The 13,220-nt window shown below is 53.1% G+C and carries 17 protein-coding genes; 8 read left to right on the top strand and 9 right to left on the bottom strand.

Features of this window, described 5'->3' with window-relative positions:
• Positions 1 to 61 precede the first annotated feature (61 nt).
• The 5 genes from H6853_01915 to H6853_01895 all read right to left on the bottom strand — a co-directional run bounded on the left by H6853_01915 (position 62) and on the right by H6853_01895 (position 4,462).
• Positions 62 to 1,354, bottom strand: a complete 1,293-nt coding sequence (locus H6853_01915; GenBank protein USO04058.1) for an RsmB/NOP family class I SAM-dependent RNA methyltransferase — start codon at positions 1,352 to 1,354, stop codon at positions 62 to 64.
• A gap of 103 nt (positions 1,355 to 1,457) precedes the next feature.
• Positions 1,458 to 1,703 carry a hypothetical protein gene (locus H6853_01910; protein ID USO04057.1) on the bottom strand — a complete coding sequence of 82 codons (246 nt, stop codon included), beginning with the start codon at positions 1,701 to 1,703 and terminating at the stop codon, positions 1,458 to 1,460.
• A gap of 163 nt (positions 1,704 to 1,866) precedes the next feature.
• Positions 1,867 to 3,357: an IMP dehydrogenase gene (gene guaB, locus H6853_01905; protein ID USO04056.1), complete on the bottom strand. Its 1,491-nt coding sequence runs from the start codon at positions 3,355 to 3,357 to the stop codon at positions 1,867 to 1,869.
• Between the two features lie 79 nt (positions 3,358 to 3,436).
• Positions 3,437 to 4,081, bottom strand: a complete 645-nt coding sequence (locus tag H6853_01900; protein ID USO04055.1) for an RlmE family RNA methyltransferase — start codon at positions 4,079 to 4,081, stop codon at positions 3,437 to 3,439.
• A 24-nt stretch (positions 4,082 to 4,105) separates the two neighbouring features.
• Positions 4,106 to 4,462: a hypothetical protein gene (locus tag H6853_01895; GenBank protein USO04054.1), complete on the bottom strand. Its 357-nt coding sequence runs from the start codon at positions 4,460 to 4,462 to the stop codon at positions 4,106 to 4,108.
• Positions 4,463 to 4,518: 56 nt separating this feature from the next.
• Here H6853_01895 and H6853_01890 point away from each other — a divergent pair, with 56 nt between their 5' ends.
• The 8 genes from H6853_01890 (at position 4,519) to H6853_01855 (ending at position 10,884) form a co-directional block, all read left to right on the top strand.
• Positions 4,519 to 5,868, top strand: coding sequence for a M48 family metalloprotease (locus H6853_01890; protein ID USO04053.1), 1,350 nt, complete (start codon positions 4,519 to 4,521; stop codon positions 5,866 to 5,868).
• Between the two features lie 129 nt (positions 5,869 to 5,997).
• A complete protein-coding gene (locus H6853_01885) occupies positions 5,998 to 6,762 on the top strand; it encodes a DsbA family protein (protein ID USO04052.1) in 765 nt (254 codons plus the stop codon).
• A complete protein-coding gene (locus tag H6853_01880; GenBank protein USO04051.1) occupies positions 6,762 to 7,367 on the top strand; it encodes a DsbA family protein in 606 nt (201 codons plus the stop codon). Before H6853_01885 ends, H6853_01880 begins: the two co-directional genes overlap by 1 nt.
• A 32-nt stretch (positions 7,368 to 7,399) precedes the next feature.
• Positions 7,400 to 7,882, top strand: a complete 483-nt coding sequence (locus tag H6853_01875; GenBank protein ID USO04050.1) for a copper chaperone PCu(A)C — start codon at positions 7,400 to 7,402, stop codon at positions 7,880 to 7,882.
• Positions 7,879 to 8,325 carry a type II 3-dehydroquinate dehydratase gene (gene aroQ, locus H6853_01870; protein ID USO04049.1) on the top strand — a complete coding sequence of 149 codons (447 nt, stop codon included), beginning with the start codon at positions 7,879 to 7,881 and terminating at the stop codon, positions 8,323 to 8,325. The genes H6853_01875 and aroQ overlap by 4 nt, the downstream gene beginning before the upstream one ends.
• Before the next feature lie 69 nt (positions 8,326 to 8,394).
• A complete protein-coding gene (gene accB / locus H6853_01865; protein USO04048.1) occupies positions 8,395 to 8,859 on the top strand; it encodes an acetyl-CoA carboxylase biotin carboxyl carrier protein in 465 nt (154 codons plus the stop codon).
• A gap of 16 nt (positions 8,860 to 8,875) precedes the next feature.
• Positions 8,876 to 10,216 carry an acetyl-CoA carboxylase biotin carboxylase subunit gene (gene accC, locus H6853_01860; protein USO04047.1) on the top strand — a complete coding sequence of 447 codons (1,341 nt, stop codon included), beginning with the start codon at positions 8,876 to 8,878 and terminating at the stop codon, positions 10,214 to 10,216.
• A gap of 8 nt (positions 10,217 to 10,224) precedes the next feature.
• Positions 10,225 to 10,884 carry a leucyl/phenylalanyl-tRNA--protein transferase gene (locus H6853_01855; protein USO04046.1) on the top strand — a complete coding sequence of 220 codons (660 nt, stop codon included), beginning with the start codon at positions 10,225 to 10,227 and terminating at the stop codon, positions 10,882 to 10,884.
• Here H6853_01855 and H6853_01850 read toward each other — a convergent pair.
• From H6853_01850 to H6853_01835, 4 genes are all read right to left on the bottom strand, one after another.
• A complete protein-coding gene (locus H6853_01850; GenBank protein ID USO04045.1) occupies positions 10,858 to 11,658 on the bottom strand; it encodes a GGDEF domain-containing protein in 801 nt (266 codons plus the stop codon). The genes H6853_01855 and H6853_01850 overlap by 27 nt on opposite strands.
• Positions 11,659 to 11,717: 59 nt before the next feature.
• Positions 11,718 to 12,170, bottom strand: a complete 453-nt coding sequence (locus tag H6853_01845; GenBank protein ID USO04044.1) for a DUF2155 domain-containing protein — start codon at positions 12,168 to 12,170, stop codon at positions 11,718 to 11,720.
• Between the two features lie 75 nt (positions 12,171 to 12,245).
• The gene (mlaD, locus tag H6853_01840; GenBank protein USO04043.1) at positions 12,246 to 12,716 is read right to left on the bottom strand and encodes an outer membrane lipid asymmetry maintenance protein MlaD; all 471 of its coding nucleotides are present in this window, start codon (positions 12,714 to 12,716) and stop codon (positions 12,246 to 12,248) included.
• A 46-nt stretch (positions 12,717 to 12,762) separates the two neighbouring features.
• Positions 12,763 to 13,164 (bottom strand): NADH:ubiquinone oxidoreductase subunit NDUFA12, encoded by a 402-nt coding sequence (locus H6853_01835; protein USO04042.1) that lies wholly within the window; start codon positions 13,162 to 13,164, stop codon positions 12,763 to 12,765.
• Positions 13,165 to 13,220: the final 56 nt, after the last annotated feature.

Raw genomic sequence — 13,220 nt, 5'->3', positions numbered from 1 at the left:
TGTTAAATGCCAACCAACTAATTATATAGTTGGCAATAGGAATGTTTTGTCAATGATATTTTCAGATATTTTTGCGAACAAGAATGGCCGTGAAGAACCCGTCCGTATTGTGATCGTGTGGAAACAGCCGTAGATAAGGGCTTTCGCAAGGGAGGGCTACCCCTTCCGGCAGGGCGTCTTTTAAAGGGAGGACGGCATATTCGGGGTGCTTTTTAAGGAAATTTTCGATTTGCTGTTCGTTTTCTTCTTGAAAAAGGGAGCATGTGGCGTAAATAAGGCGTCCGCCGGCTTTTACCTTGTTTGCTGCGCGCTCCAATATGTCGGCCTGCATGTCTTTGATCTCTTCCAGGGACGGGCCGTAGAAATTCCAGCGCAAATCGGGATTGCGCCGCCATGTGCCGGAGGAGGAGCAGGGGGCGTCGACCAGAACAATATCCATGGTTCCTTTTTGTCGCCGGAGCCATTTTTTATCCTTTTCATCGGACAAACAGCGCAGTTCCACGTTATGGACTCCCGCTTTGCGGTAGCGCTTGCGCCCTTTTTCCAGCCGCCGCGCGTCAATATCGGCGGCGACAATATTGCCTTTATTTTCCATCATGGCGGCCAGTCCGAGGGTTTTTCCGCCGGCGCCGGCGCAATAATCCAGCACGCGCATTCCCGGCTTTACGCCGCTGACAAGCGCAATAAGCTGCGAGCCTTCATCCTGGATTTCGACAAGCCCTTTCGCATAGGCCTTGGTGGCTGACATAAAGGCTTTTCCCTGTGTCCGCAGTCCCACAGGGGAAAAAGGCGTTTCTTCGGTCTGGATATCCTGCGCGGCCAGAAAATCTTTTGCTTTTGCGCGGGTGCTTTTTAACGTGTTTACGCGCAAATCCAGCGGTGCGGGCTGCAACATGGCGGCCATTTGATTGTCGAAGTCTTCCCTGAATAAATCTTTCAGTTTGTCTGCGGCCCAGTCAGGGCATTCCCCGCGCACAGCGGCGGGCATGGAGGGGTCGTTTATATCCTGTCCTTTCAGGGCCGGAATCATGTTTTTTTCCGCTTCAGACAGCGTTGCGGGCGCATATTTTTCGCCTGTAAAAAGGTTGGTAATGTCCTGGACATTCAAAACAAGGTCGGCGATCACGCGCGTGCGCGGGGTGTCTTCGGCGCCTGCCTTTTCAAGCCACCACCCCAGACGGGCATGGCGGCGCATAATGCCGTAAACCTGCTCGACGATGGCGGCCCTGTCTTTCGAACCGACATAGCGGCGATGAAGCATGTAATCGCGAATCACATTGTCCATCGGAATTTTGCTAGTCCCGATGGTTGTCAGAATATCAATTGCCGTTTGTATATGCGCTGCCCGTTTCATGATGTGCGGGTTGTAGCGCGTCAGGGGGCATTTGGGAAGAAAAAAGCCCGCCTTTTTTTAAGGCAGGCTCTTTATGCTTAAAAAACAAAATTAAGACCGGGGATTACTCTTCAGAGTGACCGTCGCCATGATCTTCCATGTCGCCTTCATGTCCTTCACCGGAATCATCGCCTTCATGGTCCATGCATTCTTCAGGAACCTCTTCGCCTTCCGGCAGATTGCTGCAGTCGATATCGTGCATGTCTGCGGTGGCTTCGGCCTCATGATCCTGAGCTTGTGCCGTTGTGGAAAGGACAGGCGCCGCTGCAAAAATTCCTGCGGCGATTAACATCATCAGATACTTGTTCATTCGTTTTTCCTCCAAGGGTCAATGTAAATGTCTCGGGGAGTTTACTACCCCCGGAAGGAAATTAGCATCTTTTACACGGCTTTCAACAGAAGATAATGCGTTCCGCACAGTTTTTGTTTCCCCGCTCTTCGGTCTGACATGACATAACAGGGCGCCTTCCTCTTTAGCTTTCCGTCCGGTAATTGGGGGCTTCGCGGGTGATGGTGATGTTATGGGCATGGCTTTCTTTAAAGCCTGCGCCGGTCATACGGACGAATTCAGCCTTTTCCTTCATCTCGGCGATATTGGCGCAGCCCGTATACCCCATCGCAGCGCGCAGGCCTCCCACCATCTGGTGGATGACATTGCCGACCGGGCCTTTATAGGGGACCCGGCCTTCGATTCCTTCGGGGACCAGCTTGTGAGATTCGCTCACGCCCCCCTGAAAATACCGGTCTGCCGAACCTCTCACCATCGCGCCGACCGATCCCATTCCGCGGTAGGATTTGTAGGAGCGTCCCTGATAGAGAATGATTTCGCCCGGCGCCTCGTCCGTTCCGGCAAAGACGCTGCCCATCATCGCGCAGTCCGCTCCTGCTGCAATAGCTTTGGCATAGTCGCCGGAATATTTAATTCCGCCGTCGGCAATGACGGGGATGCCGTGTTTCGAAGCTACGGCCGCGACATCCATAATGGCGGTAAGTTGCGGCACACCGACGCCGGCAACAATGCGCGTGGTGCAGATAGAGCCCGGCCCGATCCCGACTTTCACGGCGTCTGCCCCGGCGTCAATCAGGGCTTTGGCCGCGTCGCCCGTGGCGATATTTCCGGCAATAATTTGCAGGTCGTCGCGGCAGATCTGACGGACCTTCTTCACCATCGTTAAAACGCCGCGGGAGTGCCCATGGGCCGTATCCACCACCAGCACGTCCAGTCCGGCTTCTGCGAGTTTTTCCGCGCGCGCTATGTTGTCCGGTCCTGTTCCGATGGCCGCGCCGACGCGCAGGCGGTCGTGGCCGTCCTTACAGGCGTGGGGAAACGCCTGCGCCTTTTCAATATCCTTGACGGTGACAAGCCCCGTGCAGCGCTCGTTATCATCTACGACCAGCAGTTTTTCGATCCGGTGTTTATGGAGGAGTTTCTTGGCTTCTTCCTTATCGACCGTGTTGTAAATTTTCACAAGATTTTCCGCTGTCATAAGTTCCCTGACGGGCTGGGCCGGATTTTCGGCAAACCGGACATCGCGGTTGGTTATAATTCCGACCAGCTTTCCGCTTTTCTTTTCCGTGACCGGAATGCCGGAAATATGGTAACGCGCCATCAAATCCAGCGCATCGGACAATGTTTCTTCGGGCGTAATCGTGATCGGGTTAACCACCATACCCGCTTCAAAGCGCTTCACGCGGGCGACTTCTTCGGCCTGCGCCTCGATGCTCATATTGCGGTGAATAATGCCCAACCCCCCGTTTTGGGCCAGCGCAATGGCCATTTCGGCTTCGCTGACCGTATCCATTGCGGAGGAGAGCATCGGAATGCTCAGCCGGATGCTTTTGGTCAGCTGCGTTGACGTGTCCACCTGGTCGGGCAGGATATCCGAAGCGCCCGGCACCAGCAGGACGTCATCGAATGTCAGGGCTTCGCGGATGGGTTTGGCGGGGGGTATTTTCTGGGACATGCAAATCACCTTAAACGTTAGGACAGAACCTGTAATTTGCAGGGCAGTTATACGTATTTTTGTCCGAATGTAAAGGATTTTAAGGTGGTAAGGCCCGGAACCCCGTTGCGATCACATAAGTTTCCGAACTTTCCTTGCGGGAAGACGGGGGTTTGATGTGCTTAACGGTCTTAAAATCCTGTTTCATGCGGGCCAGCAGGTCGTTTTCGGTGCCGCCCTGGCGGACTTTGGCGATAAAGGTTCCCTCTTCCTTTAAAACTTCCAGCGCAAAGTCGTAAGCGGCCTCCACCAGCGCCATGATTTTAAGGTGGTCCGTCTTTTTATGGCCGGTTGTGTTGGGGGCCATATCGGACAGCACGATATCCGCCCCGCCGCCGACAGCCTCTATCAAAAGCTCCGGCGCTTTATCATCCATAAAATCAAGCTGGAAAAAGGCCACATCCGGCAGCGGGTCCATGGCCAGCAGGTCGAGGCCGACCACCTTGCATCCGGCCTCTGCCGCGACCTGGCACCATCCGCCGGGCGCGGCGCCCAGATCAATGACGCTCAGGCCCGGTTTTAAGAGATCCGTCTTTTCGTTGATTTCCAGCAGTTTATAGGCTGCGCGGGAACGGTAGCCTTCTTTTTGCGCCCGGTCCACATACGGGTCTTTCAGCTGCCGTTTCAGCCACAGGGTTGAAGATTTTTTCCGGCCCTTTGTGCTGCGCAATATTTTTTTTGTCATTTTTGTTTTTCCTTCAATGATCGGCTAAAGAGCCATTACGGCGAAAAAGACACAAAAAGCGCCGGTAAAAATCGTAATAGACGCGGCAACATGCACAAACTTGTCTATATTGGGCGAATAATAGGATAGCAGGAAAAAAATCAGGATGGTCAGGCTGTACGTTACCAGGCCGCGGGCGTAAAGCGGCGTATCCAGAAGCCCTAAAAAGCCGTTTCCAAAGCCTATTTCTTCCATCAACTGAATTTGAAGCCGCATGATGAAGGCGCAGGCCAGAACAAAGACCGCCCCTTTGAGGCGCTGCCCCTTATGCAGGCAAAGCAGCGCGACCGGAACCCAGAGCAGATCGATCCATTCAAAGAGACTTTGTATATTCATCATCATTATGCCACAGTTGTCTTCTAGCCTCAGCCCTGACTATAAAGCACGGCGGGAACGGATTGAAAAGAAACCTTGGCATTTTTGGACTTGTTTTTGTTGCGGCCCTGTTCTGGGCGCTGTTTTTTGCGCGTCCTGCCTGTGCACAAATTATTATCCGGGACGCGGAAATCGAAGACTACATGACAGAGTGGTTCACGCCCGTGTTTCAGGCGGCCGGTATGGACCCTGAGCAAGTCAAGATCATTCTGGTGCAGGATGGCAAGGTCAACGCGTTTGTCGCGGGCGGCGCCAATATCTTTTTCTTTACGGGCCTTCTTGAAAAAACGGAAAGCCCCGGCGAGGTGATCGGCGTAATGGCGCACGAGCTGGGGCATATTTCCGGCGGCCATCTTATCCGGGCGCGCAAGGAAATGGAGAATGCTTCTTATGAAAGTATTCTGGGCACGATCATCGGGATTGGCGCGGCGATTGCGAGCGGCAACAGCGCCGCAGCGCCGACGATCGGGACCGCTTCGGCCTCCATGGCCGAGCGGCGTTATCTTTCCACTGCGCGGACCTATGAATCCAGCGCGGACCAGTTTGCGCTGACGACTCTGGAAACGGCAAAACTGAACCCTTCCGGCTTTTTGAGTTTCATGGAAAAATTAAGCGGGGAGGAGCTTCTCCCCTCGTCGCGCCAGTCCGAATATGTGCGGTCCCACCCGCTGACCCATGACCGGATATCTTCTATTGAAGCCGGTATCCGGCGCAGCACCTATGTTAAAACGCCGCTTCCGCTGGCATGGGCAGAGCAGCATGCCCGCATGAAAGCCAAGCTTTTGGGCTTTATTAATCCGGCGCAGGTTGTCTGGGTTTATGACGACCGGGATAAATCGGTTGCGGCGACCTCCGCCCGCGCCATTGCGGCATACCGTCAAAATCACGTACAGGAGGCCCTGAATCTGGCCGACATCCTTGTCCAAAAAGAACCGGACAATCCCTATTTTCAGGAACTCAAAGGCCAGATGTTGCTGGATTTCGGGCGCGTCAAAGAGGCGCTGCCTTATTACGAAAAGGCGGTTTCTCTCAAACCGAAATCGGGCCTGATACGCACGGCTTTGGCCCATGCCCAGATCGAAACGGCCGGACAGGATACGGCGCGCCTTGAAAAGGCCGTATCCCATCTGAAAATCGCGTTGGAATCCGAACCGCGGTCGGGAAAAATTCACAGGCTTCTGGCGACCGCCTATGGCCGGATGGGCAATGACGCGGCGGCCCGTTTGCATCTGGCGGAAGAAGCGCTCTTGCAGCGGAAGATGTCCTATGCAAAAAACCAGGCGGAAATCGCGCTGAAAGGATTAAAACAAGGCACGCCGGACTGGCTGCGCGCCAAAGACATCCTGAATTTTATCGCTCAGGGAAAGACTTAAAAATGTTTCGTCTTGCAGTGTTGGACATAAGGCGTGGGAATTAAGGATAAAGCCTTTTGTATATTTGGGACGATCATGTTTAAATATGAAGCCTGTTATTGAAATTTACCTTATCTGGGAGAAAAAACCGTGATCCGTATCATCCTTCTTGCTCTTCTATTATTGATTTTTCCTTCCGTTTCCTACGCGCAAGCCTTAAGCGCCGATCAGAAAACGGAAATCGAAGCGCTTATTAAAAAAACGATGCTCGATAATCCGGAAGTCATTATCAAAAGCGTGGAAGATTTTCGGGTAAGGCAGCAGGCCGAGGCCGAAAAGAAACAGGCGGAAGACGCGCAGGCGTTTTTGAAAAAACTGGGTACGAGCAAAACGCCTTTTACGGCTGGAAATCCAAAGGGCGACGTAACGGTTGTCGAATTTTTCGATTATAACTGCGGATATTGCCGGAAAGCCTTTGAAGATATTCAGGCGCTTTTGAAAGACGATGAAAATGTGAAAATCATTTTCTTCGACATGCCGGTGCTTGGCTCCGGTTCCGTGGAGGCGGCCAGATGGTCTGTTGCGGCGGCAAAACAGGGAAAATATTTTGATTTTCACCGCAGGTTGATTACCCGTTCGGGTCCGAAGGACGAAGACGCGTTTTCCGACGTTGCCAAAGAGGCGGGACTGGACGTTGCGCAGCTTAAAAAGGATGCCGGGGATTCCAAAACGCAGGAAATAATTGATGAGAATCTGAAACAGGCCGGCGCGATGGGCTTTTCCGGTACGCCCGGTTTTATCATTGGAACGGAAATGATTCGCGGATATATCGGCACGGACGCCATGGAAGAAATTATTGCAAACATTCGTAAGGCTGCCGCTGATGGCGGTGAGAAAGCGGGGTCTTCCGAGTAATGATTTTCAGGGTTGTCGTCATTCTTCTGGTTCTGGCGGGGGTGTACGCGTCCTTTGAGATAGGGCGCTTTGCCCTTATGTTTCATACGTTGCGCTCCACGGAAGCGGCCTTTGTGATTAAAGACAAAGATCCCGATACGCCTTCTTTAATTCTGGTTGAATTTCTGGATTACGGCTGCGAGGTGTGCCGCCCCGTTCACAAAGCGGTCAAGGATTTTCTGGAGATCCGGCCCGACATTAAATATATCGCCCGGCCTATCGTTGTTCAGGAAGAAGGGTCTGAAAATCTGGCCAGGATTGCGCTGGCGGCAGGGTTGCAGGGTAATTTCTGGGCTTTGCATGACGCTTTTATCGGGCATGAGGGAAAAATCGACGACCGCTTCGTTCGCGAAACAGCGGGGCTTTACGGGCTGGATTATGACCGCCTGGTAAAAGAGTCCGAAAGCGAAGAGATCAAGGAAATACTGGAAGATAACAAGAAAGACGCTCTGGATTATGGCATTTATTCCGTTCCGACCCTGCTTCTTGGAAAAACATTTATTAACAATTTTCAAAAAGTGCCGACGGTGGCCGATTTTATCCGCGCTGCAAATGAAGCCTCCTGAATATAGCTGAACACCAAAGGAATATTTTGATTATGATGAAACCTCTTTTTCTTTTCTTTTTGTCTTTCTTCGTTTTGACGGGATCGCCGGCTCTTCTTCATGCCGAAGAGAATACCTCTTCTGTTCATGTCGAGGCTCCTTACGCGTTTGCGACAGCCGCCGGACAGAAGATGGGCGCCGTTTTCCTTACCTTGAAAAATGAAGGAAATGAAGAGGACAGGCTTCTCTCTGCCGCCTCGGATGTGGCTGAAACGGTTCAAATCCATGAAAACAAAATTGATGAAGAAACGGGCGTTATGCAGATGCGTGAAATTTCCGGCATCGCTGTTCCCGCGCAGGGGGAAGAAGTTCTGAAGCCTGCGGGAAATCATATCATGCTGATGGGCCTTAAGGATGTGCTTGATGTCGGCAAGCAGTTCACTGTTACGCTGACCTTTGAAAAAGCCGGGGAAATATCGGTTCCGGTCACCGTTATACCTTCCGGCGCAAAACCGGGGCATCACGGGCACGAATGAAAAAGATTCTGATCCTGAATGGCCCGAATTTGAATATGCTCGGCCTGCGCGAGCCGGAAATTTACGGCCACGATACTTTGGAAGATATCCGCGCGCTGTGTGAGGAAACCGCCCGTAAAAAAGGGATGGAAATCGACTTTCGCCAGTCCAACCATGAAGGGGACCTCATAGACTGGATTCAGGAAGAGCGTGAGAATATCGACGCTCTTGTCATCAATGCGGCGGGTTATACCCATACATCCGTGGCGCTGCACGATGCGTTAAAGCTCCTGAAGGTGCCCGTGATCGAGATTCATCTCTCGGACCCTTCCACCCGCGAAGCTTTCCGGCATTTTTCGTATATAGCATCCCTGGCCTCCGCCATTATCAAGGGCAAGGGCGCGCGCGGATATGTTGAGGCGCTGGAAATCCTGTCCACCTTGCCGGAAAACCAAAATATCTGATTTCTTTGACTTTTCTCCCTGTTTTCTCTATTCAAAAGCCATCGGGTAAGAAAAACGGGGTAATGGTTTATGAAAATTGATTCAAAGGCGATCAGACAGCTCTCGGAGCTTCTTGAAGAAACGGGTTTAACCGAGATTGAGGTTGCGGAAGGCGATCAGATGATCCGCGTCAATAAAGGCGGCATGGCGCTTGCGCCGGGGATTGTGGCGGCCTCTTCCGGCACGCTGGATATGCCTTCCGACCCCGCCACGCCCCGCGCGGCCAACACGCAGCCTCCGGCGGCGACGACAAGCGACCACCCGGGGGCAGTGACGTCTCCGATGGTGGGAACGGCCTATACCGCGCCGGAACCGGGCGCCCCTGTTTTTGTCAAAAAAGGCGACGATATCAGTGAGGGCGATACGCTTTTGATTATTGAGGCCATGAAGGTCATGAATCCTATCAAGGCGCATAAAAGCGGGACCGTAACCCAGATCCTCATTGAAAGCGGTCAGCCGGTCGAATTTGGCGATGTCTTGATGGTGATTGAGTAAAAGAAACCTTGTCCAAATGTTTGAAAAAGTTCTCATAGCCAATCGCGGCGAAATTGCCCTTCGCATCATTCGGGCCTGCCGGGAAATCGGGATCAAAAGCGTTGCCGTGCACTCGACGGCCGATGCCAATTCGATGGCGGTCCGGCTGGCGGATGAATCTGTCTGCATCGGTCCGGCGGCGGCCAAGGACAGCTATTTGAATATTCCCTCTATCCTGACGGCGGCGGCGGTTACCGGCGCGGATGCCATTCACCCGGGCTACGGGTTTTTGTCGGAAAACGCGCAGTTCGCGCGGATGATTGAAGAGCACGGCTTTACGTTTATCGGCCCCAGGGCGGAGCATATCGAAAGCATGGGTGACAAGGTTGTGGCCAAGCAAACGGTCTCTGCCCTTGGCCTGCCCGTGGTGCCCGGCTCTGACGGCGCGGTGGAAAGCGCGGAAGAAGGACTGAAGGCCGCCAGAGAGGCGGGATTTCCTGTCCTGATAAAGGCCGCGTCCGGCGGAGGCGGAAAAGGCATGCAGATCGTCCGTACGGAAGAAGATTTTATGGAAGCCTATTCCACTGCGCGTGCCGAGGCCAAGGCCAATTTCGGGGATGACACGATTTACTTTGAAAAATTCCTCGAAAACCCCCGCCATATCGAGGTCCAGATTTTCGGGGATATGCATGGAAACGCCATTCATCTGGGAGAGCGGGACTGTTCCATTCAGCGCCGTCACCAGAAACTGGTTGAAGAAGCGCCCTCCCCCGTTCTGACCGAAGAAGAGCGGAACCAGATCGGCACCCTTGCCGCGGACGTTATTCGCGAGATGGGATATGTCGGGGCCGGCACAATCGAATTTTTGTATGAAGACGGCAAATTCTATTTCATGGAAATGAACACGCGCATTCAGGTGGAGCATCCGGTCACGGAAATGATTACCGGCATTGACCTGATCGCCGAGCAGATCCGCGTTGCGGCGGGGGAACCCCTGACTATCAAAAAAGAGAGAATCCGTCTGCGCGGCCATGCCATTGAAGTGCGGATCAATGCCGAAGACCCGGAGACCTTTATTCCGTCTCCCGGCAAGATTACCCAGTTCCATGCCCCCGGCGGGCTTGGGGTGCGTTTTGATTCGGCCATTTACGGCGGTTATACGATCCCGCCTTACTACGATTCCATGGTTGGGAAGCTGATCGTCCACGGCCGGAACCGCGAAGAAGCCCTGCGCCGTATGCGCCGCGCCATCATGGAAACCGTTGTCGAGGGCGTTAAAACGACGCTGCCCCTCCATCAGTGGATTTTGGAACAGCCGGAATTTGAAAGCGGCGCGTACAATATTCACTGGCTGGAAAAGAAACTGGCGCAGAGGTAACGTCCCGGATGTTCACCGAAGCGGAGCCGGGGTTTGTTTTGCAGGCTTACCGCGAGGGAATTTTCCCGATGGCGGAAGAAGCGGGGTCCCCGTTTTTTGATTTTTACCGCCCCAAAATGCGCGGGCAGCTTTCCATTGAAAAGCTTCATATTCCCAAACGCCTCAAAAAAACCGTCCGGCAGGCGCCGTATAAAGTTACGATCGACCGGGCTTTTGTGCAAATTATCGACGGCTGCGCGGCGGAAGGCAAAAACCGCAAGGAAACCTGGATCAATCCGGCGATCCGCGATGTTTTTATAAAGCTGCACAAGGAAGGCTTTGCCCATTCCGTTGAATGCTGGGAAGGGGACGCCCTCGCCGGCGGGCTTTACGGGCTGGCTTTGGGGTGCGTTTTTTGCGGTGAAAGCATGGTGTCTTTCCGGCGCGATGCCAGCAAGGTTGCGCTGGTCCATCTGGCGGCGCGGCTGTGGAAGGGCGGGTTTAAAATTCTGGATACGCAGTTTACCAACCCCCATCTGGAACAATTCGGCATCTATGAAATCCCGCAGGAAAAATATGAAACCCTCATCAAAAAAGAGATGAAAAAGAGGGCGGATTTCAGGCTCGAAGGGATAGACGAAAAAGAACTGGTCGAAGCGTATTTACAGTTCCAGGGACAAAACCTTTAGCGCACGGGAAGGCTGCCCGGCGCCGGGACGGTCTGGATCGGAGTTTTTCTTTTCATACATCCGCCTGTCCGCAGCCTTTAAAGCCGCTTCAAGCGTTGTATTTTGTTTGACGGACGCAACACCGGCAGAGAACCTGACAGGCACAATATATTGGTGCTTTTCCGTTTTATGTTCGAAGGCCAGACGAGAGGATACGTCATTGATCCTGTTGACCACGACGGCAAGGTCCATGAATTTCGTATCGGGAAGAAGGACAACAAACTCGTCTCCTCCTATTCTAAACAACTCGTCGTTTCGGCGCAGGGTAAGGGTATTTGCAAGAGCAAAAATTGCGAATTTCAGGACCTTGTCTCCCGTATCATGTCCCAGGGTATCGTTCACCCATTTAAAATGATCCAGATCGAGCAGGATTAATTGTCCGCCGCTGCTTTTGCCCCTTTTCTGCGATTCAACTTCCTGTTCATACGCCTCTTGAAGAGCCCGGCGGTCTCCAATCTCGGTTAAAGGGTCGGTGCGGCTTTCTTCCCGGGCATCTTTTAAGGTACGCTGAAGTCCTTTCTCGATTTCTGCGTGCTGTTCAAGCTCGGACAGTATCGCCTCAATCAATTTACGGCTATCTTCAGGATTTTGGCCAAGATGATCGGAAAGCGCCCGCGCGAATACGGATTTTGTTTCCGCCGGTTTACCGGCCATCCGTTTTAGCCAGGACAGAAGGCCGCCGGTTCCCGCATCGTGGAACGTTGTAGAGATGCCCTTGGATGGTTTGTCTTGCATAATGGCGCAATTATTAGCAAGGAATAATTATTATGTCAACCACAATTCGCGGGCGGCCCCTACTCTTCTTCCGGCTCCCCGGACAAAACCGGTTCTTCCTCAACAGGGGCCAGAGCCTCCTGATCGGCTGAATCCTGCCCTGTTTCGGTATTTTCGCCGTTTTCACCGCTTTCGGTGTCCCCGCTTTTTTCCTGCGGCGGCTCTTCCCGGCCGAAACAATCCAGCACCCAGATATCGTAAACAGGGTGGTCCATGGCCGATAAGGCGGGGGAGGAGGCATACATCCAGCCCGAAAAAACCCATTCCGATTTTTTGGTCTCGTGCGGCACTTCCCAGATTTGTAAAAAAGCCGCGCTTTCCGGCTGTTCGATCGGGGAGGCTTTGCGGCAGGCCTGAATCCGGATGAATAAAGGGCCGTACTGGATGGTGCTGCCGACTTTGGCTTCGAAGGTTGTGGTGCGCGCGGTGGATTTATCCAGCCCCTGCAATCTGACGGACGGGTGATCCTCCATCGCCGGCCAGGCGGGTCCGCCGGAAACAACAAGCAGGAAAAGGCAAAATGGGAAGAAAAACGGACGCAATTTTGCTTACTCTTCTTTTTCTTTTTCGTCCTTGGCATCTTTCATGCTGAAGATGAATTTGCCCAAAAGCTGTTCAAGATTCTGCGGCGCCTGCGTGTACTGGATACGCCCGCCGTCTTCGATATAATCTTCCGCCGCGCCCGGCTCCAGCGAGACATATTTTCCGCCCATAAGGCTTTCGCTGCTGATCAGGGCCGCCGTGTCTTCCGGAATCTTGATCGCGGGATTTACGCTCAGATGGACACGGGCCAGATATGTCACGGGGTCCAGTTCAATCCGGGAAACCGTGCCGATTTTAACGCCGCTGATCTGGACGTCGTCGCCGACCACCAGACCGCCGGTCCCGGAAAAATTCGCGCTGACTTCATAGCCGTCCACCGACCCGACATTCGCCGTTGAGTAACTGAATCCCAGAAAAACAAAAGCCACCGCCAGAACAACGGCCCCCAACATGGTTTCGACAATATTTCTTTTCATGGTTTTTTCCTTAATTTACTTCTTATTTCCTTGCCCGGATTTAAAATTATTCCGGTGTCCACGCCTCATAGTGTTTGGCAGAGCGGCACTGACATCCTTGTGTCGCGTGTGAAACCGGATGATAAGCCTGATCGGTGCCTGTTAAATTCGGCTGGTGCGGCTTTTGCCATTTTTGCCGGAAAGAGTCCGATTTTTCATCGGGAACCGTATCGCTCTGGTGGTGGAGCCAGCCATGCCATTCCGGCGGCACTTTCGAGGCATCCGCCACGCCCTTGTAAAGAACCCAGCGCCGCGCCAGCTTGTAGCCGCGCCGCGGCGGCGCCTGATAATATTTATTGCCCGAAGAATCAACGCCCACACGTTTGGCGCGGGTCAGAAGCGTTACAAAATGAATGTGGACCGGCGACAAAACGCCCAGTAACCTGAACGGCAATTTGAAAAGTTCCATAGGCTGGCTTCCTTCTTTCCTTCCCTAAAGAAATGGCTTAAAAAGAGGCATAAATC

Source organism: Rhodospirillales bacterium (assembly GCA_023898765.1).
Lineage (GTDB): Bacteria > Pseudomonadota > Alphaproteobacteria > Micavibrionales > Micavibrionaceae.
Note: the sequence above shows the minus strand (reverse complement) of the source record. Positions and strands in the feature narration are given on the sequence as shown.